Source organism: Arenimonas sp. SCN 70-307 (genome assembly GCF_001724815.1).
GTDB lineage: Bacteria > Pseudomonadota > Gammaproteobacteria > Xanthomonadales > Xanthomonadaceae > Arenimonas.
The window spans coordinates 29050-49064 of record NZ_MEDO01000008.1; the positions used below are offsets into that span (position 1 = coordinate 29050).

The window sequence follows — 20015 nt, forward strand, 5'->3', positions numbered from 1 at the left end:
AGGCTTGACGTTCCGCCCTATTCGACAATGCAACATTGACCACAAACGCAGCACGCATAGACGTTGCAGCACTGATACGAGCCTGAGCCCGGTGGGGAGCAAAGACCTCCACAACACCCTGTGGCTCCTGCCTCGGAGTCATCGCCTGCAGCAATCAGGCCATCTTCATCCAAGCATTGCGTGGTGCGCTCCGTCATTCTGGATGGGTCGGCCTTCATCACCGCATACGAAGAGACCTGCACTTCGATTGACTTGCCTGTGGAGTCGGTTTGCGTGGCAGAGATGACGTTGCCAGTGTCATCGGGCCTTGGAGACAAGATCAGGGTGGCGTTCATCAGTTCGCTTCCCGTTTCGAACTTGCCTCCCCATACCCGAGCCCTGAGTCCCGTGCCTTTCACTGGTCCAATCTCCAGCTGGGTGATGAGCTCCAATTCAATGGAGTAAAGCGGATTCTTGTCGTCGTCAATGCGGCTGATATAGCCGGTTCTGTCAGCGAGCAGTTGCACATTCGGTGCCATGACCTCCTTGCCATCGATCAGGACGCGCGCGGAAACGACGTGGATGTCATGGTCAGATGCCGCATGCGAATTGCCGGCAGCCAGGAAGGTAAAGAATGCAAGCGAGAAATAGAGAAAAAGTCTCATTTCTGTCCTCCAGATTGAGCGGGTGCTTTTTTGGCCAACGCAACCCGCCCTGGGTATCGGCCACTGGCCTTTTACCATCGCGGAGCCCCGGCAGGCGACCGGCTTTGCTGGCCAAGGCGTGCCCCGTTACCCTTGGCCGGCCCATGCGGGGCGCTCCGGGAGACCGACCATGCGAATGCCAGCCCTAATCCTCGGCGTCATCCTGCTGATCGTTGGCGGCCTGATCGCCGCCGGCACGCTCAGGTACGACGGCGAGGACAAGGCGGAGTTCGGCCCGGTCAAGTTCAGCCTCACGAGGGAAAAGACCCCGCCGGCGAACCTGGGCTGGGTGCTGGTGGGCGTCGGCGCGCTGGCGTTGGTGGTTGGCGTCGCCAGCAAGAAGTAGCGGCGCAGGCGTTTCGCGCACGGCCGCGCGGTCGCGGCGCGGCTACAATGGCGCCATGGATGTTTCCCACCTGCTCGACGGCCTGAACCCGGCCCAGCGCGAGGCCGTGTCGGCCCCGCCGGGCCACCTGCTGGTGCTCGCCGGTGCCGGTTCCGGCAAGACCCGCGTGCTCACGCACCGCATCGGCTGGCTCAACGAGGTCGTGGGCGTGCCCGCCCACGGCGTCCTCGCCGTCACCTTCACCAACAAGGCCGCCGCCGAGATGCGCGGCCGCGTCGAGGGCCTGTTGCGGCACGGCAGCCGCGGCATGTGGATCGGCACTTTCCACGGCCTGGCGCACCGGCTGCTGCGCCTGCACTGGCAGGAAGCGAACCTGCCCGAATCCTTCCAGGTGCTCGACGCCGACGACCAGGTGCGCCTGCTCAAGCGCGTGGCCGCCGACCTCGACCTCGACGAGGGTCGCTTCCCGCCGCGGCAGATGGCCTGGTGGATCAACGCGCAGAAGGACGAGGGCCGGCGCCCGAAGCACATCCAGCCGGCCGGCGGCGACTTCTACGGCTCGACCATGGTGCGCGTCTACGAGGCCTACGAGGAGCGCTGCCAGCGCGCCGGCCTGGTGGACTTCGCCGAGCTGCTGCTGCGCGCGCACGAGCTGTGGTTGGGCAACGAGCCGCTGCTGCACCACTACCGTCAGCGTTTCCGCCACATCCTGGTCGACGAGTTCCAGGACACCAACGCGATCCAGTACGCCTTCGTGCGCGTGCTGGCGGGCGAGACCGGCGAGGTGTTCGTGGTCGGCGACGACGACCAGGCCATCTACGGCTGGCGCGGCGCCAAGGTCGAAAACGTGCAGCGTTTCCTGCGCGACTACCCGGGCGCGCGCACGATCAAGCTCGAGCAGAACTACCGCTCGAGCGGCAACATCCTGGCGGCCGCCAACGCGGTGATCGCGCACAACCCCGAACGCGTCGGCAAGCAGCTGTGGACCGACGCCGGCGAGGGCGAGCCGATCGAACTGTTCGCGGCCTACAACGAGGTCGACGAGGCGCGTTTCGTGGTCGAGCGCATCCAGGCCTGGATCCGCGAGGGCGGCAGCGCCGGCGACAACGCCGTGCTCTACCGCTCCAACGCCCAGTCGCGGGTGATGGAAGAACAGCTCATGCAGGCCGGCTTGCCGTATCGCGTGTACGGCGGCCAGCGCTTCTTCGAGCGCATGGAAATCAAGGACGCGCTGGCCTACCTGCGCCTGGTGGCCAACCGCGCCGACGACGCCGCCTTCGAGCGCGCGGTGAACACGCCGCCGCGCGGCATCGGCGGCAAGACCCTGGACGAAGTGCGCCGGCACGCGCGCGAGCGGGCGCTGCCGCTGTTCGAGGCGGCGCGGGCGCTGGCGGGCGAGGGCAGCGGCCTGGCCGGGCGCGCGCGCAATGCGCTCAAGGGCTTCATCGCGCTGATGGACGGGCTGGAGGCCGACATCGTCGACTCGCCGCTGCACGAACAGTTCGACCACGTCATCGCCACTTCCGGGTTGCGTGAGCACTACGCCAACGAGTCGCGTGGCCAGCTCGATTCGCGGGTCGACAACCTCGATGAACTGGTGTCGGTGGCCAGCCGCTTCGAGCGCCCCGACGACGAGGAGCTCGCCGGCATGAGCGAACTCGTCGCCTTCCTCGGCTACGCCGCGCTCGAGGCCGGCGAAGGCCAGGCCGAGGCCGGCGAGGACGGCGTGCAGCTGATGACGCTGCACAGCGCCAAGGGCCTGGAGTTCCCGCAGGTGTTCCTCGTGGGCCTCGAGGAAGGCCTGTTCCCCAGCGGCAAGTCGCTGGAGGAAAGCGGGCGGCTGGAGGAGGAGCGCCGCCTGGCCTACGTGGGCCTGACGCGCGCGCGCCAGAAGCTGGTGCTCAGCTACGCCGAGTCGCGCCGCCTGCACGGCATGGAGACGATGAACCCGCCCTCGCGCTTCCTGCGCGAGATACCGCAGGCGCTGCTGCGCGAGGTGCGGCCGAAGGTGCAGGTCAGCCGTCCGGCCGGCTTCGGCGCGCCGCCTTCGGCCGCGCTGGGCAGCGCACCCTCGGGCCTGCGCCTGGGCCAGCGCGTCGTGCACCCCAGCTTCGGTGCCGGCATCGTGATGGACGCCGAGGGCAGCGGCGCCCACGCCCGCGTGCAGGTGAACTTCGAGACCGGCGGCGCCAAGTGGCTCGTCCTCGCCTACGCCCACCTCCAACCCGCCTGAGCCCGCCCCCCGCCGGTCCTGGAGGCCCTCCCACGGGGGCGCCGTGGAGGCATACTGCGCGGCGGGATTCGATGAGTACGAGGATGGTCCATGAAGCGACGTGAACTCCTGCGGGGCGCCGGCCTGGCGGCCGTGGCGACCGGCCTGGCGGCCTGCGGTGCGGCACCGGGGGATGGTGCGGGTCCGACCGCCTCCACCGAGCGCCTGCAGTGGAAGATGGTCACGTCCTGGCCCACCAACTTCCCCGGCCTGGGCACGGGTGCGGCGAAGCTGGCCGAGATGATCACCGCCACCAGCGGCGGCCGCCTGACGGTGAAGGTGTACGGCGCCGGCGAGCTGGTGCCCGCCTTCGAAGTGTTCGACGCCGTCGGCCGCGGCACCGCCGAGATGGGCCATTCGGCCGCCTACTACTGGAAGGGCAAGTCGGCCGCCGCGCCCTTCTTCTGCGCCGTGCCCTTCGGCCTCAACGCCCAGGAAATGAACGGCTGGCTCTACCAGGGCGGCGGCCTGGAGCTGTGGCGCGAGCTTTACGCGCGCTTCGGCCTGGTGCCCTTCCCGGCCGGCAACACCGGCGTGCAGCTGGCCGGCTGGTTCCGCAAGCCGGTGGCGTCGATCGCCGACCTCAAGGGCCTGAAGATGCGCATCCCGGGCCTGGGTGGCGAAGTGATGTCGCGCGTGGGCGCCACGCCGGTGAACCTGCCCGGCGCCGAGATCTTCAGCTCGCTGCAGACCGGCGCCATCGACGCCGCCGAGTGGGTGGGCCCGTACAACGACCTGGCCTTCGGCCTGCATCGCGCGGCGAAGTTCTGCTACTACCCGGGCTGGCAGGAGCCGGGCCCGACGCTCGAGTGCATGGTCAACCAGGCCGCGTGGGAAAAGCTGCCGCAGGACCTCAAGGACATCGTCGACGCCTGCTGCCGGGCCGTGAACGATTCGATGCTGGCCGAGTACACCGCGCGCAACCAGCAGGCCTTGGACGCGCTGGTGCGCGAGCATGGCGTCGAGCTGCGCCAGCTGCCCGACGACGTGCTGCTGGCCCTGCGCCGGGCCTCCGACAAGGTGCTCGAGGACGTGGTCGGCGAAGACCTCTTCGCCCGCAAGGTGCTCGAGTCGATGCGTGCCTTCCAGGCCCAGGCCCGCGCCTGGCACGCGGTGTCGGAAGAGGCGTACTACGCCACCCGCGGCTGACCCTGCCACAAGTCACGCACGCGCCGCCGCGGCACAACGGTGGCTGAAACCCGCGCGCGGCGCGTGACTTCCGGGACGGCCGATTGACCCGCCCGACTGCGTAGTTTCCCGTCACCTGATGATGACGTGGATGAACGATGCGTACCTGGTTCCTTCGCCTGGCCTGGCTGGCCGGCATTTTCTTCGCGGCGGTGGCCGCGCTCTTCGCCGTGGCCTGGTTCAAGGCCGAGGCCGACATGGCCCGCGTCTACGAGGTCAACGACGCACCGCTGCGCCTCGCCGGCGACGAAGCCGAGCGTGAGCGCGGCGCCCACCTCTACCGCGTGGGCGGCTGCGTCGAATGCCACGGCGAAGGCGGGCGCGGCAAGGTCTTCATCGACGCCGGCCCGGTGGCGCGGGTGGTCGCGCCGAACCTGACGCCGGCGGTGCTCGGCACGCGCTACGACACCGATGCCATCGGCGTCGCCATCCGCCACGGCCTCGACCCCCAGGGCCGGCCGCTGCGCATCATGCCCGCCGGCGACTTCATGAACCTCTCCGATGCCGACACCGCGGCGCTGGCGGCCTACCTGCAGTCGCTGCCCGATTCCGACAACGACCCTGGCGCCACCGAGATCCGTCCGCTCGGCCGCGTGCTGCACCTGCTGGGCAAGCTGCACCTGGTGCCGGCCGCCGGCATCGACCATTCGCCGCGTCGCCGCGAGGCCATCGCGCCGGCCGCCACCGCCGAATACGGCGCCTACCTGGCGCAGGTCTGCACCGGCTGCCACGGTGCCGACTGGGCTGGCCAGCGCGTGCCGGGCACGCCGCCGGAGCTGCCGCCGGCGGCCAACCTCACGCCGCACGAAAACGGCCTGGCCGGCTGGAGCGAAGCCGACTTCGCGCGCGCGCTGCGCCAGGGCCTGCGCCCCGACGGCAGCCAGCTGCACCCGTTCATGCCCTGGGGCGCCTACGGCGCGATGACCGAAACGGAGGTCTCGGCACTCTGGCTGCACCTGTCGAAGCTGCCCGCCAAGCCGGGCCAGCCCAAGGCCAGGAAGCCCTAGCCCTTGCGGTACAGGTCCGGCCGGTGGATCTCCATGAGGTTCTCCGGCCGGGACGGCGGGCCGAAGCCGAAGCTGGCGTACAGCGCATGCGCGTCGCGGGTGGCCAGCATGATCCGGCGCAGGCCGCGCACCTCCGGGTGGGCCATCGCCGCGGCCACCAGCGCCCGGGCGATGCCGCGCCCGCGGTAGTCCGGCAGCACGAACACATCAGCCAGGTAGCCGAAGGTGGCGCGGTCGCCGGCGATGCGCGCGAAACCCACCTGCCGGCCGTCGAGCCAGGCGCTGAAGCACAGCGAGTTCGCCACCGCCTTCTCCACCAGCGCGCGCGGGATGCCCGGGCTCCAGTAGGCCTGGCCGCTCAGGAAGGCATGCACCACGTCGAGGTCGACGTCGGCCGGGTCGTCGCTGATGCGAAGCTCGTCCATCGCCATCACTTGTAGAGCAGGTCGGGCAGCGCCGTGGCCAGCGCCGGGAAGGCCGCCACCAGCGCCAGCATCAGCAGCTGCAGCGCCACGAAGGGCAGCGCGCCGCGGTAGATCTCGCTGGTGGGCAGGGACGGTGGCGCCACCCCGCGCAGGTAGAACAGCGCGAAGCCGAAGGGCGGCGTGAGGAAACTGGTCTGCAGGTTGATGGCCATCATCACGCCCAGCCACACCGGGTCCACCCCCAGCGCCAGCAGCACCGGGCCGACGATGGGCACCACCACGAACACGATCTCGATGAAGTCGAGCACGAAGCCGAGCACGAACATCAGCAGCATCACCGCGACGATCGCGCCCCACTTGCCGCCCGGCAGCGCGGTGAGCGCGCGGTGCACCCAGTCGTCGCCGCCCAGGCCGCGGAACACCAGGGCGAACAGCGCGGCGCCGATGAGGATGGCGAACACCATCGAGGTCACCTTCACCGTCTGCGTGGCGACCTCGCCCAGGCGCTTGCGGTCGAGCTGGCCGTGCAGGGCCGCGAACACGGTGGCGCCGACCGCGCCGACCGCCGCGGCTTCGGTCGGCGTGGCGAAGCCGCCTAGGATCGAACCCAGCACCAGGCCGATCAGCACCAGCGCCGGCACGATGGCGCGCGCGAGCTGCGCCAGCGAGCGCGGCGCCGACTCGCGCATCGCCGGCGCGCGCTCCGGCTGGCGCCAGGCCACCCACAGCACGTAGAGCAGGTAGAGCAGCACCAGGCCCAGGCCCGGGATGAGCGCGCCGGCGAACAGGTCGCCCACCGACACCGTCTCGGGCGCGAACACGCCCTGCTTGAGCTGGGCCTGCTGGTAGGCGTTGCCCAGCTGGTCGCCCAGCAGCACCAGCACGATCGAGGGCGGGATGATCTGCCCGAGCGTGCCCGAGGCGCAGATCGCGCCGCTGGCCAGGCGCGGGCAGTAGCCGTTGCGCAGCATGGTCGGCAGCGAGATCAGGCCCATCGCCACCACGGTCGCGCCAACGATGCCGGTGGACGCGGCGAGCACCGCGCCCACCAGCAGCACCGCCACCACCAGGCCGCCGCGCTTGCGCCCGAACAGGCCGGCCACGGCCTCGAGCAGCGATTCGGCGATGCGCGAACGTTCGAGCATCACGCCCATGAAGACGAACAGCGGCACCGCCACCAGCGTCTCGTTGGTCATCACGCCGAACAGGCGGTTGGGGAAGGCCTGCAGGAAGCTGGGATCGAACACGCCCAGCAGCAGGCCCAGGCCGGCGGTGAGCAGGGCCACGCCACCGAGCACGAACGCCACCGGGAAGCCGGTGACGAGGCCGGCGAAGAGGCCCGCCAGCAGCACCGCGAGCATCAGCACCTGCAGGGTGTCGTGGTTCATGCGCTGGCCGAAGGGGTGGCGGCGCGGCCGAAGGCGCGCACGGTCAGGGCCAGGCCCTGCAGGAACAGCAGCGCCGCCGACAGCGGGATCAGCGACTTGAGCAGGTACCAGCCGGGCAGGCCGCCCGGGTCACGCGAGCCTTCGCGCAGCGCCCAGCTGGTGGCCACGTAGTCCCAGCTCATGGCGACGATGAACACGCAGAACGGCAGCAGCAGGCAGAGCGCGCAGGCGAACTCGACCCGCGCGCGCGTGCGCGGCGACCAGCGCTGCGCGAACACGTCCACGCTGACGTGCGCGTCGTGCCGCAGCGCGTAACAAAGGCCCAGCAGGAACAGCGACGAGTGCAGCCACAGCACGGCTTCCTGCGCCGCCACCGAGCCGGCGCCGGCGCCGTAGCGCGCCACCACCAGCCCGAACACCACCGCCACCAGCGCGACCGCGAGCACCGCGGCCACGCGGCCGGCGGTGTCGCTGATCGCGTCGGCCCAGGCCAGGGCCCGGGGGGTCAATCCCACTCGTAGAGCGTCCAGTACACCGGCGACACCGTGTCGGCCACGCCCTTGGCGACGCTCTCGCGGTTGAGGCGGCCGTTGCCGTCGGTGTCCATCAGGTAATAGGCCGGACCGCGCACGGGCGTGACCTTGACCATGTAGAGCACGCCGTTCTGGCGGTACTCCTCCACGCGGTCGCCGTTGCGCTCGGTGCGGATGCTGACGGCCGGCGGTTCCTGGTCGGCCGCGGGGGCCTGCACCTTCTCGGGGATGGGTACGTCGGCGCGCGCGGGTTCCGTGGCCTGCCCGCCGTCCTGGGCGGCGAGGGCGAGGATCAGGGGGATCAGAATGTTCATGGCAGGCTCCTGCGCACGGGAGCCAAAGCATGGCAAATGCCCGCGGGGCGCTCAAGCCGGGCGGGCGGGGCGCGTAGAATCGTGGTTTGTGCCGAAACGGAAAGCGCCGCCATGTCCCGCCTCGTCCTGATCGACGGCTCGTCCTACCTCTACCGCGCCTTCCACGCGCTCCCGCCGCTGACCGGCCCGGACGGTTCGCCCACGGGCGCGCTGTTCGGCATCGTCAACATGCTGCGCGCCACGCTCAAGGAAAACCCCGACTACGTGGCCTTCGTGGTCGATGCCCCGGGCCCGACCTTCCGCGACGAGCTCTACCCGGACTACAAGGCCAACCGGCCGCCCATGCCCGACGAGCTGCGCGCCCAGGTCGAGCCGATGATGCGCATCGTAGAGGCCCTGGGCTTTCCGATCCTGCGCGTGCCGGGCGTCGAGGCCGACGACGTGATCGGCACGCTGGCGCTGCAGGCGCACGCCGCCGGCATCCCGGTCACCATCTCCACCGGCGACAAGGACTTCGCCCAGCTGGTGCGCCCCGGCATCACGCTCACCAACACCATGACCGGCAGCGTCACCGACGACGCCGGCGTGTTCGAGAAGTTCGGCGTGCGCCCCGACCAGGTGGTGGACCTGCTGGCGCTGATGGGCGACTCGGTGGACAACGTGCCGGGCGTGGACAAGTGCGGCCCCAAGACCGCCGCCAAGTGGCTGGCCCAGTACGACTCGCTCGACGGCGTGATGGCCGCGGCCGCGGACATCGGCGGCAAGATCGGCGAGAACCTGCGCGCGGCGCTGGATCGCCTGCCGCTCAACCGCGAGCTGGTGACCATCAGGACCGACGTGCCGCTCGAACAGCCGCCTCAGGCCCTGAAGCTGCGCGCGCGCGACGTGGACGCGCTGCGCGAGCTGTTCGCGCGTTATGGCTTCAACGCCGCGCTGCGCGAGCTCGAGGGCGGCAAGCCCGACCCGGCCACGCGCCCGGCCCAGGCCACCCTCGCCGCGGCCGTGCACGCCGCCGAGGAAGCCTTGGACCCGGCCCTGGCCGCGGCCGGCGAATACGAATGCATCACCGATGCCGACGCGCTGGCCGCCTGGGTCGCGCGCCTGCAGGCCGCGGATCTGGTGGCCTTCGACACCGAGACCGATTCGCTCGACCCGCTGCGCGCCAACCTGGTCGGCCTGAGTTTCTGCGTCGAGCCGGGCAAGGCCTGTTACCTCCCGGTCGGCCACGACTACCCGGGCGCGCCCGCCCAGCTGCCGCGCGAGGCCGTGCTCGATGCGCTGCGGCCGGTGCTCGAGGACGCCGGCAAGCCCAAGCTCGGCCAGCACGGCAAGTACGACCTGCACGTGCTGCGCCGCCACGGCGTGCAGGTGCAGGGTTACGCCGAGGACACGATGCTCGAGAGCTTCGTGTTCAACGCCGGCGGCCTGCGCCACGACATGGACACGCTGGCGCGCCGCTACCTGGGCTACGAGACCATCAAGTACGAGGACGTGGCGGGCAAGGGCGCCAAGCAGATCCCGTTCTCCTCGGTGGGCCTGGAGGAAGCGACCAAGTACGCCGCCGAGGATGCCGACGTCACCCTGCGCCTGCACCGCGTGCTGTCGGCGAAGCTGGCTGGCGAGCCATCGCTGGAGAAGGTCTACCGCGACATCGAGATGCCGCTGGTGCCGGTGCTGGCGCGCATGGAGGCCAGCGGCGTGCTGGTGGACGCCGACGAGCTGCGCCGGCAGAGCGCCGACCTCTCGCAGCGCATGCTGGCCGCCCAGCAGCGCGCGCACGAGATCGCCGGCCGCGCCTTCAACCTCGATTCGCCCAAGCAGCTCGGCGCCCTGCTGTTCGACGAACTCAAGCTGCCGGCGCTGGTGAAGACGCCGACCGGTGCGCCGTCCACCAACGAGGAGGCGCTGGAGGCCATCGCCGACCAGCACGAGCTGCCGGCGCTGGTGCTCGAGTACCGCGGCCTCGCAAAGCTTCGCAACACCTACACCGACAAGCTGCCGGAAATGGTGAACCCGGAAACCGGCCGCCTGCACACCAGCTACCACCAGGCCGGCGCGGCCACCGGGCGCCTGAGCTCCAATGATCCGAACCTGCAGAACATCCCGATCCGCACCGCCGACGGCCGGCGCATCCGCACCGCCTTCATCGCGCCGGAAGGGCGCCGCATCGTCGCCTGCGACTACTCGCAGATCGAGCTGCGCATCATGGCCCACCTCTCGCAGGACGCCGGCCTGCTGCGCGCCTTCGAATCGGGCCAGGACGTGCACAAGGCCACGGCCTCGGAGGTCTTCGACGTGCCGCTGGCGGACGTCAGCGGCGACCAGCGCCGCGCCGCCAAGGCCATCAACTTCGGCCTGATGTACGGCATGAGCGCCTGGGGCCTGGCGCGCCAGCTGGGCATCGGCCGCGGCGAGGCCCAGGACTACATCGCGCTCTACTTCGGCAAGTACCCGGGCGTGCGCGACTACATGGAGCGCGTGCGCCAGCAGGCGCGCGACCAGGGCTACGTCGAGACCGTGTTCGGGCGCCGGCTGCAGCTGGCCGAGATCCGCTCGCGCAACCAGGCCCAGCGCGCCGGTGCCGAGCGCGCGGCCATCAATGCCCCGATGCAGGGCACCGCGGCCGACATCATCAAGCGGGCCATGGTGGCCGTGGACGCCTGGCTGGCCGGCCACCGCGACCGTGCCGCCATGCTGCTGCAGGTGCACGACGAACTGGTGTTCGAGGCCGACGAAGGTTTCGTGGATACCCTGGTGGCCCAGGTACGCCAGCGCATGGAGGCGGCGGCCAGCCTGCGCGTGGCCCTGGTGGTGGACGTGGGCGTGGGCCGGAACTGGGACGAAGCGCACTAAAAAACGTGCCCTAAATCCCATATCTATCAGCTGGTTGCAGGCGGGTGAACGCGTCCTGAATCGAACTTATTTTTAACGGTCCTGTTCACGAACTTCTCATGCACAGGGGGGTCTACTAGGCGCGTCGGATGCAAGGTCCGGCGCAGGATCACTCCCTCCCCTGAGTGGATCCAACCGGAGCAGGGTTCTCCCCAACCCGAACTCCAACCCCTACCCCGCGGGCTTCCCCTGGCCCGCGGGGTTTTTATTTGTCCAGCCAGTCCCTCGGCACCAGGTACTCAGCCAGCCTTGCCTCGGCGCTGCCGGCTTCCGGCGCGTAGGCATATTCGAAGCGCACGCGCGGCGGCAGGCTCATCAGGATCGACTCGGTGCGACCGCCGCTCTGCAGGCCGAACAGCGTGCCGCGGTCCCAGACCAGGTTGAACTCGACGTAGCGTCCACGGCGGTAAAGCTGGAACTCCCGTTCGCGCTCGCCGTACGGCGTGTCCTTGCGGCCGCGCACGATCGGCAGGTAGGCGTCGAGGAAGCCGTCGCCCACCGCGCGGGTGTAGGCGAAGCTGCGGTCGAAGCCGTCGGCGTGCAGGTCGTCGTAGAACAGGCCGCCCACGCCGCGCGTCTCGCCGCGGTGCCTGAGGTAGAAGTACTTGTCGCACCAGGCCTTGTGCTCGGCGTAGCGCGTCTCGCCGAACGGTGCGCACAGGTCGCGCGCCACCGAATGCCAGTGGCGCACGTCCTCGTCGAAGGGATAGAAGGGCGTGAGGTCGAAGCCGCCGCCGAACCACCAGATCGGCTCGCGGCCCTCGGGGCGCGCCTCGAAGAAGCGCACGTTGGCGTGCGAGGTCGGCACGTAGGGGTTGCGCGGGTGGATCACCAGCGACACGCCGACCGCGCGCCAGGGCGCGCCGGCCAGCTCGGGCCGGTGGGCGCTCGCCGAGGCCGGCATCGCCGGACCCGAGACGTCGGAGAAGTTCACGCCCGCCTGCTCGAACACCGCGCCCTCCTTGAGCACGCGGGTGCGGCCACCGCCGGCCATCGAGGGGCCGCCTTCCTGCCGCTCGCGGGTCCAGGCATCCTGCTCGAAGCGCTGGCCGTCGATGGCTTCCAGGCCGGCGCAGATGCGGTCCTGCAGGTCCATCAGGTAGGCGTGCACGGCGGCGAAGTCGGTCATGGCGGCGGGGCGGGCGGAGGGTTCGCCATGATAGCCGCCCGGGCCGCCGCTATAATCCGCGCAGCAATGGACTCCCCCACGCCCCCGCGCCTGCGCGTCCGCGCCGAAACCGGCCCCGACGCCCTGGTCGCCTTCACCTATCCGCCCGCCGGCCGCGGCCCCGCCGCGGTCGACTGCGCGCTGCTGGCCGGCGCGCCGGTCGAGGCCTGGTGCGCCGGTGACGGCCACTACGCCGTGCGCATCTTCGAGGTGGCCGAGGCGGATGGCGACATCGAGCGCGCCGCCGCCGAGGCCTATCGCCAGCTGCTGGCGCAGGTGCGGCCGTCGGCGCAGCCCTACCTGCTGCGCATCTGGAACTACTTCGCCGACATCAACGCGGGCGAGGGCGACCAGGAGCGCTACCGGCGCTTCTGCGTCGGCCGCGCCAGTGCGGTGGACGCCATGTTCAACGAGGTGCCGCCGGCGGCCACCGCCATCGGCGCCGATGGCGGGCCGGGCCGGCTGCAGGTGGTGGCGCTGTGCTCGAAGGCGCCGGCGATCGCGCTGGAGAACCCGCGCCAGACGCCGGCCTGGCGCTACCCGCGCGAGCACGGCCCGGTGTCGCCGGGCTTCTCGCGCGGCGCGGTGCTCGACGCCGACACCGCCACGCCGCGGCTGATGGCCTCGGGCACGGCCAGCATCGTCGGCCACGTCTCGCAGCACGTGGGCGACTTCGCCGCGCAGCTGCGCGAGAGCCTCGACAACCTCGCCACCCTGCTCGAGCAAGGCCACCAGGCCACCGGCCGGCGCTTCCCGCTGGGCGGCTGCGAGGCGCTGCGCGTCTACCTGCGCCACCCGGCCGACCTGGCCACGGCCCAGGCCATCCTGGCGACCAGCGGCATCGACACGACCCGCATCAGCTACCTGCGCGGCGACATCTGCCGCCGCGAACTCGACGTCGAACTCGAAGGCGTGTTCGCTGCTTCTTGAGGGATTGCTGCTTGAACGCGGATAGACACGGATAGAAGCGGATAGAAACGGATAGACACAGTCAGGCGGCAAGGGGAGGCCAACGAGTGCTGCATGACAACTTGATTCGCGATCTGAAAGTCCACAGCACTTGGCGGCTACTCGGTCTTTCCTTGATTACGTACGGCGTCTACCAGGCGCACTACATTGTTCGTCAGACGCGAACGATGAATACCTACTTGCCTGGCGAGAGAAAGATCTCGATGTCATTTGTCATGGCAATTCTTGCTCTTTCGTACATAACGCTTGGTCTCTTCATCGGATTCTGGTTTGTGGATGAGCACCATCCAATTGCGGTGGCCGGCAACTTCCTTGATCTGGTTTGGGCGCTGATGGTCCTATTCTGGGGCTTCTACGCTAGGAATCGAATTAACGCTCACACCGCTGCTCGGCGGGGCGAGGCCCACTGGTTTAGCGGACTCTGGACGCTCCTTTTTACTCCCCTGTATTTCAACTACAAGATCAACGTTCTGAGCTCAGGCGGCGACAGTCAACGGATTGCCGCCTAACTGATCATTCAAGCCGACGTGCCTTCGGCACGCGGCTGAACTCAGGTCATAGACACGGAAAGAGCGAAAAATAAAATGGGCCCGCGATCCTTGGAGGGAGCGCGGGCCCATTTTTTTGTTCCTTGTTCGGCTCTTATCCGCGTTTCATCCGCTCTTATCCGCGTTCAAAACCGAACCCTCATTTCAAATTGTCCTCGAACAGCTCGAGGATGCGGCGGTACTGGTCGTACCACGACTCCGGATGCTGGTAGGCGTGGCGCTCGAGCGGGTAGCTGGCCAGCTCCCAGTTGTGCTTCCTGAGCTCGATCAGCCGCTGCGCCAGGCGCACCGAGTCCTGGTAGAAGACGTTGTCGTCGATCATGCCGTGGCTGATCAGCAGGTGGCCGCGGAAGTTCTCCACGTACTCGATCGGCGAACTGCGCTTGAACGCCTCCGGGTCGAGCTCGGGCGTGTTGAGGATGTTCGAGGTGTACTCGTGGTTGTAGCTCGTCCAGTCGGTGACCGGGCGCAGCGCGGCGCCGGCCTTGAACACCTCGGGCGCGCGGAACAGCGCCATGAAGCTCATGAAGCCGCCGTAGCTGCCGCCGTAGATGCCCACGTTGGCGGCGTCGCCCTGGTGTTCGGCGACCATGTACTTCACGCCGTCGAGGTAGTCCTCGAGCTCCGGGTGGCCCATGCGCTGGTAGATCGCCGTGCGCCAGTCGCGGCCGTAGCCCTCGGAGGCGCGGAAGTCCATGTCCAGCACCACGTAGCCGCGCTCGACCAGCAGCTGGTGGAACATCTGCTCGCGGAAATACACCGGCCAGCGCGCGTGCACGTTCTGCAGGTAGCCGGCGCCGTGCACGAACATCACCACCGGGTACTTGCGGCCCGGCTCGAGCGTTTCGGGCCGGTAGAGCTTGGCCCAGACGGTGCCCGCGCCGTGCGTGGACGGCACCTGCACGATCTGCGGCGCCAGCCACTGGCGTGCCTTGTAGTCGTCGCGGCGGGTGTCGGTGAGCTTGACCGCCTCGCCGCCGGCCACCGCCTGCACCGCCAGCTGCGGCGGCGTGTGGTGCGCCGACCAGCGCAGCAGCAGGCGCGTGCCGTCGGGCGAGAGCGTGAAGTCCTCGACGCCGTCGAGCGCGGTCACTTCCCGCACTTCACCGCCGGTGCTGGGCACCGCGCACACCTCGTAATCCCCCGGCCAGGCGCGATTGCAGAGGAAATAAGCGGTGGCGCCGTCGGGCGACCACTGCGGCGACGAGGCCTCCCAGCGGCCGGACGTCAGGCGGTTCGCGCGCTGGCCCGGCACCACGGTGTAGAGGTGCGAATAGCCCGATTCCTCCGACAGGAACCACAGCGTGCGGCCGCCCGGCAGCCAGCCGAACTCGTTGAAGTTCCAGTTGATCCAGGCCGGGTCGGTGAGGCGGTGCGCCGGCACCAGCTTGCCGCCGGCCAGGTCCACGGTGGCGATCCAGCGGTCCTTGTTGTCCACGGCGCGCGCCATGACGGCCACGCTGCCGCCGTCGTCGCTCCAGGCGATGTCGCCGATGCGGACCGCGCGCTCGCCCTTGAACGGCTCCTGGCCCGCGGCCTTGCGCAGGTCGGCCAGCGGGTCGCTGCTGATGCCCGGCAGCGCGGCCAGCGCCAGCTCGCGCGAGCTGCCCGCGGCCAGGTCGACCAGCACCAGCTTGTGGCCCTGCGGCGGGTTGCGGCCCACGCGCACGCGCACGTCCTCGGCTTCCTCATAGCCCGATTCGGTGACGTACTTGGGCATCTTGCCGCCGCGGCCGCGCGCGGCGTCCTTGGGTTCGGTCACCACCAGCAGCCAGCGGCCGTCGGGCGACATCGCGGTGTCGGCGATCACGATCTTGTCGCCCAGGTACACGGGCGCCGCGGCGCGGGTCGGGTCGGCCTTGCGCTGCGCTTCGGCGTTTTCGCGCTGCGCGTCGCGGAAGGCTTTCTCGCGCGCCAGTTGCGCGCTCAGGCGCAGCTGGTGGTCGCGCAGTGCGTCGGCTTCCGGTGCCGCGGCCGGGTCCTTCTCGGCGCGCGGCAGCGCGGCCGGCTGCACCAGGCGGGTGTCGGGGCTCCATCGGAACCAGTCGTTGCCGGCGCGCCAGACGACGCTGCGGCCGTCGGCGCCGAAGCGCGGCTGCGCCTCGGTCTCGGCGCTGCGGGTGAGCTGCAGCAGCGGGCCGCCGAGCACGCGCAGGAACACGTCGCCATTGCGCACGAACACCGCCTGCCGGCGCGCCGCGTCGAAACGCGGGTTGGCGGCGTCGAGTTCGGCCAGTGCCGCGCCTTCCACCTTCGCCGGCTCGCCGCCGGACACCGCCAGCGTCCAGGTGTCGCGCACCGGGCTGCCTTCGCGCTTGAGCGTGAAGTTCGCGCGCTGGCCGTCGAGCGACCACCAGGCCGATTCCACCGGCGGACCAATCCAGTCCGGGTGCGCCATCGCCTGGTCGAGCGTGAGCGTGGGCTGGGCCGCGGCCGGCAGGGCGGCGACGCACAGGGCGAGGGCGGCGGAACGAAGGCGCATGCAGGGCTCCGGGAGTCGAACTGGCCGGCAAGCCTAGCAAAGCCGGCGCGTCCGCCACGCCTGCGCTTCCACCGCCCGGCGTTTTGCGGCGACAATCGGCCAATTGAGCGCGGCGCCCCCATGCAAGCCTACGTCTACAAGTCCCTGCGCAAGTCCGACACTTACCTCTACCTGCGCAAGCGGGACGACTTCGCGGCCCTGCCCGAGGCGGTGCGCGCGCCGCTGGGCCAGCTCGCCTTCGTTCTGGAATTCACCCTCACGCCCGCCCGCAAGCTGGCCCGGGCCGATGCCGTCGTGGTGATGGCCAACCTGCAGGCCCAGGGTTTCCACCTGCAGTTCCCGCCCACCCAGCCCGATCCGATGGTCGATGGCTGATCGCGCCCGCCCCTGGCAGTCCTGGGCCTGGCTGGTGCTGGGCCTGGCGCTCTGCGCGGTGCTGCTGTGGTCGAACCCGCTGGCCCTGCTGGCCGGCTGGCTTGCGCAGCCGGCGCTGGCCTTCGGACTCTCGCGCCTGCGCGGGCTGCGCCCGGCCCTGCCGGCCCCGGTGCAGCGCCGCGACCTGTTGGGGCTGGCCGGGCTCTGGGGCCTGGGCCTGGCCGGCACCGCGCTGGCGCTGGCCTGGCCGCTCAAGGCCCTGGTCGACACCGCAAGCCTCGCGGCGGCCCTGGGCCTGGGTACGCTTTCGGGCCTGGCCCTGCTGGTGGCCTGGCGGGCCTGGCCGGCCTTCGGCCAGGCCGGTCGCGAGGGCGGCTCGCTGGCCAGCCTGCTCGCGCAGGTCGGCCTCGGGGGCCCGACGGAGGCCGGCCGCGGTTTCGTCGTCGGCGCCGCGGTGGCCGCCGTGCTGGCCGCGCTGGTGGTGCTGGCCTGGCCCGGCCTGGTGCCGGCCGGGCTGCGTCCCTGGGGCGTGGGTGGCTTCGCCCTGCTGTCGCTGGCCGCGCACGGCCTGGTCATGCGCTTGGGCGCGGCACCCGCGGTGGATGCGGTGCGCGGCCTGGCCGACCTGCCCATCGTCGGCGACGAGGACGGCCCGGCCGAGCCGCCGCCGCTCGACCTCGAGGACCCCAACGACCGCCTGCTCGCCGCCACCCGCGCCGGCCGCATCGAGGCCGCGCTGGCCGCGCTCGAGGACGGTGCCGACCCCGGCGTGCTGCCGCACCCCGACGATCGCGACCAGCGCAGCCTGCCGATGCTGGCCTCGCTGCTGGGCGACCTGCGCCTGCTGCGCGACCTGATCGCCCGCGGCGTCGACCTCAATGCCGGCCACGCCGGGCTGACGCCGCTGCTCGCGGCCACCCGCGACAGCTGGCACGGCCGCCCCGAGGCGGTGATGACCCTGCTGGCCAACGGTGCCGACCCGCGCCGCGCCGACGCCGACGGCAATACCCCGCTGCACCACGCCGCCCGCAGCACCGATCCGGCCGTGGCCGCCCTGCTGCTCGACGCCGGGGCCGTGCTGGAGGCCGTCAACCACGAGGGTTTCACGCCGTTGGGCGTGGCCTGCGCCAGCGGCAACTGGAGGCTGGCGCGTTTCCTCATCGAGCGCGGCGCCCGGCCCGATCCGGCCGAAGGCCAGCCGGCCCTGCTGGCCGCCGCCGCCGGCGACGACGACCCGGCCGGCGTGCAGCTGCTGCTGCGCCACAAGGCGCGCGTGGATGCCCGCGGCCAGCGCCAGCGCAGCGCGCTGCACCTGGCCTGCGCCGCCGGCAACGTGGAGGTGGTGGCCGCCCTGCTCGACGCCGGGGCCGACCGCAATGCCCGCGATGCCGACGGCCTGACCCCCCTGCTCGAAACCGCCCGCCACGGCCAGGCCGCGGTGCTGGCGCGCCTGGCCCAGGCGCGGCCGGACATCGCCGCGGTCGATGCCCTGGGCCGCAACGCGCTGGTGCTGGCCGCTGCTTCCGAGGCCGGCCCGGAACTCGCCCGCCACCTGATCGCCATGGGCGTGGACCCCGAACAGCGTGACCAGGACGGCCGCCGCGCGCTCGAGCATGCCCTGGGCCTGGGGCGCTGGCCGCTGGTGGCCGTGCTCGACCCGGCCTATCCGCTGCCCGCCAGCGTGGCCGAGGGCCTGGCCGAGGGGCATTTCGAGAAGAGCCCGCGCGAACTGCTGCGCGAGGCCCTGGTCGGCGGCCGCCTCGAGTCGGCCGAGGCCATGATCCGGCTGGGCGCCGGACCGGACGCGGCGGGGCTGGCTTCACTGCTGCTGGAGTTCGCCGGCGAGGGCGACCTGGCCACTTTCGAGTGGCTGCTGCGCCACGGCGCCAGCGCCGGGGTGGTGCTGGATGCCGGCGACAGCGTGCTCTTCCATTTGTTCGACCGCGGCGGCCCGGCGGCGCCGGCCCTGCTGCGGCTGCTCGAGCGGGCCGAGCCCGTGGGCGGCCGCGGCGGCCTGGCGCGCTGGCTGCAGGCCTGCCTGGAAGGCGACCATGTCAGCCGCGGATGCGAACAGCTGGCGCTGGGCCTGTACGAGCGCGGCGCCGATGCCTTCGGCGCCGCCGGCGACCCGCCGCTGGTGCTGGCCATCCGCCTGGGCTGGCTGCGCCTGGCCGAGGCCCTGCTGGCCGCCGGTACGGACCCGAACGTGCGCGATGGCCGCGACCAGACCGCCCTGCACGCGGCGGCGGCGCTGGGCCGCGCCAATGCCCTGCGCCTGCTGATCCGCCACGGCGCTTCGCCGGCCCTGTGCGGCCCCGATGGCCAGACGCCGCTCGGCCTGGCCCTCGCGGCCGACCGCCGCGAGCTGGCGCACTGGCTGGAATGGAAACTCTGGCAGCTGCCCGGCCGCACCCTGGCGCCGGCCGACCTGCCCGCCGCGGCCATGGCCGGCGACGCCGAGGCCGTGTCCCGCCTGCTCGAGCTGGGCTTGCCGGTGGATGCCGTTGATGCCCAGGGCTGCACCGCGCTGCTGCGCGCCGCGGGCGGCGGCCACGAGGCCGTGGTCGGCCTGCTGCTGGACCAGCGCGCCGACCCGCGCATCGCCGCCCGCACCGGCGCCACGCCGCTGTCGGCCGCCATCAGCATGCGCCACGCGGCGGTGGTGGACCGGCTGCTGGCCGCTGGCGCCGAGCCCGACCTGCCCCTGCCCGGCGAGGTCACCCCGCTGATGCTGGCGGCGGCCCTGGGCCAGCCGGAGCTGGTGTCGCGCCTGCTGGCGCACGGGGCCAACCCCGAGGCCCGCGACGCCCAGGGCCTGGGCCCGCTGCACTGCGCCGCCCTGCATGCCTTCCCGTCCCGGGACCGGGCGCGGGTGCTGGCCCTGTTCGACACCCTGCTGCTGGCCGGGGTCGAGCCCGATGCCGCCAGCGCCTCCGGGCATACGCCGCTGCTGCTGCTCCTGGGCGCCCGGGCCGAGCCGGGCACGGCTTGCGACGAGGACGTGCTGCTGGCGGCGCTCGAGCGCCTGCTGGCCGAGGGCGTGGACCTCAACCACGCCGACCAGCGCGGCCTGGCGCCCCTGCACCTGGCGGCCCAGCACGGCCTGGCCCGCGTGGTGCAGCGCCTGCTGCGCGAGGGGGCCGAGCGCCAGCCCCGCGACGGCCTGGGCCGCACCCCCCACGACCTGGCCGTGCTGCGGGGCTTCGTGGACGTGGCGGCCGAGTTCCAGCCCGGCCGGGCTGGCCCGCCCTCGCTGGCCCGTTTCCTGCGCGAACCTCGTTAGGCAATGTGAAGGCCGGCTTGACAGCCGGGGTCCAGACATCCGATAAACCGGGTTGGCTGCAAATTCCGTTCATAAATCCCTCGCGCCCCTGTAACGGGCCGGGGCGACTGTTTCGTGAAATCCCGGCGGGGCACCCGCCCGT

General features: G+C 71.2%; 16 protein-coding genes. 9 read left to right on the top strand and 7 right to left on the bottom strand.

What is annotated here, in order from left to right:
• Window positions 1-17: 17 nt before the first annotated feature.
• The gene (locus tag ABS41_RS04490; RefSeq protein ID WP_290591263.1) at window positions 18-644 is read right to left on the bottom strand and encodes a hypothetical protein; all 627 of its coding nucleotides are present in this window, start codon (window positions 642-644) and stop codon (window positions 18-20) included.
• Between the two features lie 175 nt (window positions 645-819).
• Between ABS41_RS04490 and ABS41_RS04495 the strand changes: the two genes are divergently transcribed.
• From ABS41_RS04495 to ABS41_RS04510, 4 genes are all read left to right on the top strand, one after another.
• Window positions 820-1029: a hypothetical protein gene (locus tag ABS41_RS04495; protein ID WP_290591265.1), complete on the top strand. Its 210-nt coding sequence runs from the start codon at window positions 820-822 to the stop codon at window positions 1027-1029.
• Window positions 1030-1084: 55 nt separating this feature from the next.
• A complete protein-coding gene (uvrD, locus tag ABS41_RS04500; RefSeq protein ID WP_290591267.1) occupies window positions 1085-3262 on the top strand; it encodes a DNA helicase II in 2178 nt (725 codons plus the stop codon).
• Between the two features lie 90 nt (window positions 3263-3352).
• A complete protein-coding gene (gene dctP / locus ABS41_RS04505; RefSeq protein WP_290591269.1) occupies window positions 3353-4450 on the top strand; it encodes a TRAP transporter substrate-binding protein DctP in 1098 nt (365 codons plus the stop codon).
• A gap of 137 nt (window positions 4451-4587) precedes the next feature.
• Entirely contained in the window at window positions 4588-5496 is a 909-nt protein-coding gene (locus ABS41_RS04510; protein WP_290591273.1) for a c-type cytochrome, read from the top strand.
• On the opposite strand, the gene ABS41_RS04515 is transcribed toward ABS41_RS04510, so the two are convergent.
• From ABS41_RS04515 to ABS41_RS04530, 4 genes are read right to left on the bottom strand one after another with little or no spacing between them, the layout of a single operon-like run.
• Window positions 5493-5930 (bottom strand): GNAT family N-acetyltransferase, encoded by a 438-nt coding sequence (locus tag ABS41_RS04515; RefSeq protein ID WP_290591275.1) that lies wholly within the window; start codon window positions 5928-5930, stop codon window positions 5493-5495. The two genes, ABS41_RS04510 and ABS41_RS04515, sit on opposite strands and share 4 nt — an antisense overlap.
• Window positions 5927-7309, bottom strand: a complete 1383-nt coding sequence (locus ABS41_RS04520) for a TRAP transporter large permease subunit (RefSeq protein WP_290591278.1) — start codon at window positions 7307-7309, stop codon at window positions 5927-5929. Before ABS41_RS04520 ends, ABS41_RS04515 begins: the two co-directional genes overlap by 4 nt.
• Window positions 7306-7824, bottom strand: coding sequence for a TRAP transporter small permease subunit (locus ABS41_RS04525; protein ID WP_290591281.1), 519 nt, complete (start codon window positions 7822-7824; stop codon window positions 7306-7308). The genes ABS41_RS04520 and ABS41_RS04525 overlap by 4 nt, the downstream gene beginning before the upstream one ends.
• Window positions 7815-8156 carry a DUF2782 domain-containing protein gene (locus tag ABS41_RS04530; protein WP_290591284.1) on the bottom strand — a complete coding sequence of 114 codons (342 nt, stop codon included), beginning with the start codon at window positions 8154-8156 and terminating at the stop codon, window positions 7815-7817. The genes ABS41_RS04525 and ABS41_RS04530 overlap by 10 nt, the downstream gene beginning before the upstream one ends.
• Window positions 8157-8267: 111 nt before the next feature.
• On the opposite strand from ABS41_RS04530, the gene polA reads away from it, so the two are divergent.
• A complete protein-coding gene (gene polA, locus ABS41_RS04535) occupies window positions 8268-11009 on the top strand; it encodes a DNA polymerase I (RefSeq protein ID WP_290591286.1) in 2742 nt (913 codons plus the stop codon).
• Window positions 11010-11253: 244 nt separating this feature from the next.
• On the opposite strand, the gene hemF is transcribed toward polA, so the two are convergent.
• A complete protein-coding gene (hemF, locus tag ABS41_RS04540; RefSeq protein WP_290591289.1) occupies window positions 11254-12177 on the bottom strand; it encodes an oxygen-dependent coproporphyrinogen oxidase in 924 nt (307 codons plus the stop codon).
• Window positions 12178-12243: 66 nt separating this feature from the next.
• Between hemF and ABS41_RS04545 the strand changes: the two genes are divergently transcribed.
• Window positions 12244-13146: a pteridine-dependent deoxygenase gene (locus ABS41_RS04545; RefSeq protein ID WP_290591291.1), complete on the top strand. Its 903-nt coding sequence runs from the start codon at window positions 12244-12246 to the stop codon at window positions 13144-13146.
• A gap of 86 nt (window positions 13147-13232) precedes the next feature.
• Window positions 13233-13694 (top strand): DUF4234 domain-containing protein, encoded by a 462-nt coding sequence (locus ABS41_RS04550; RefSeq protein WP_290591293.1) that lies wholly within the window; start codon window positions 13233-13235, stop codon window positions 13692-13694.
• A gap of 178 nt (window positions 13695-13872) precedes the next feature.
• Here ABS41_RS04550 and ABS41_RS04555 read toward each other — a convergent pair whose 3' ends face one another.
• A complete protein-coding gene (locus ABS41_RS04555; RefSeq protein WP_290591295.1) occupies window positions 13873-16215 on the bottom strand; it encodes a S9 family peptidase in 2343 nt (780 codons plus the stop codon).
• 120 nt (window positions 16216-16335) lie between these two features.
• On the opposite strand from ABS41_RS04555, the gene ABS41_RS04560 reads away from it, so the two are divergent.
• Window positions 16336-16590 carry a YcgL domain-containing protein gene (locus ABS41_RS04560; RefSeq protein ID WP_290591298.1) on the top strand — a complete coding sequence of 85 codons (255 nt, stop codon included), beginning with the start codon at window positions 16336-16338 and terminating at the stop codon, window positions 16588-16590.
• Window positions 16583-19873 (top strand): ankyrin repeat domain-containing protein, encoded by a 3291-nt coding sequence (locus ABS41_RS04565; RefSeq protein WP_290591301.1) that lies wholly within the window; start codon window positions 16583-16585, stop codon window positions 19871-19873. The genes ABS41_RS04560 and ABS41_RS04565 overlap by 8 nt, the downstream gene beginning before the upstream one ends.
• Window positions 19874-20015: the final 142 nt, after the last annotated feature.

What these genes read in the sequence shown, in the direction of transcription:
- ABS41_RS04560 (WP_290591298.1), top strand. Translation starts at nt 16,336, where the DNA reads ATGCAAGCCTACGTCTACAAGTCCCTGCGCAAGTCCGACACTTACCTC.
- hemF (WP_290591289.1), bottom strand. Translation starts at nt 12,177, where the DNA reads ATGACCGACTTCGCCGCCGTGCACGCCTACCTGATGGACCTGCAGGAC.
- ABS41_RS04510 (WP_290591273.1), top strand. Translation starts at nt 4,588, where the DNA reads ATGCGTACCTGGTTCCTTCGCCTGGCCTGGCTGGCCGGCATTTTCTTC.
- ABS41_RS04520 (WP_290591278.1), bottom strand. Translation starts at nt 7,309, where the DNA reads ATGAACCACGACACCCTGCAGGTGCTGATGCTCGCGGTGCTGCTGGCG.
- ABS41_RS04490 (WP_290591263.1), bottom strand. Translation starts at nt 644, where the DNA reads ATGAGACTTTTTCTCTATTTCTCGCTTGCATTCTTTACCTTCCTGGCT.
- dctP (WP_290591269.1), top strand. Translation starts at nt 3,353, where the DNA reads ATGAAGCGACGTGAACTCCTGCGGGGCGCCGGCCTGGCGGCCGTGGCG.
- ABS41_RS04545 (WP_290591291.1), top strand. Translation starts at nt 12,244, where the DNA reads ATGGACTCCCCCACGCCCCCGCGCCTGCGCGTCCGCGCCGAAACCGGC.
- polA (WP_290591286.1), top strand. Translation starts at nt 8,268, where the DNA reads ATGTCCCGCCTCGTCCTGATCGACGGCTCGTCCTACCTCTACCGCGCC.
- ABS41_RS04530 (WP_290591284.1), bottom strand. Translation starts at nt 8,156, where the DNA reads ATGAACATTCTGATCCCCCTGATCCTCGCCCTCGCCGCCCAGGACGGC.
- uvrD (WP_290591267.1), top strand. Translation starts at nt 1,085, where the DNA reads ATGGATGTTTCCCACCTGCTCGACGGCCTGAACCCGGCCCAGCGCGAG.
- ABS41_RS04495 (WP_290591265.1), top strand. Translation starts at nt 820, where the DNA reads ATGCCAGCCCTAATCCTCGGCGTCATCCTGCTGATCGTTGGCGGCCTG.
- ABS41_RS04565 (WP_290591301.1), top strand. Translation starts at nt 16,583, where the DNA reads ATGGCTGATCGCGCCCGCCCCTGGCAGTCCTGGGCCTGGCTGGTGCTG.
- ABS41_RS04555 (WP_290591295.1), bottom strand. Translation starts at nt 16,215, where the DNA reads ATGCGCCTTCGTTCCGCCGCCCTCGCCCTGTGCGTCGCCGCCCTGCCG.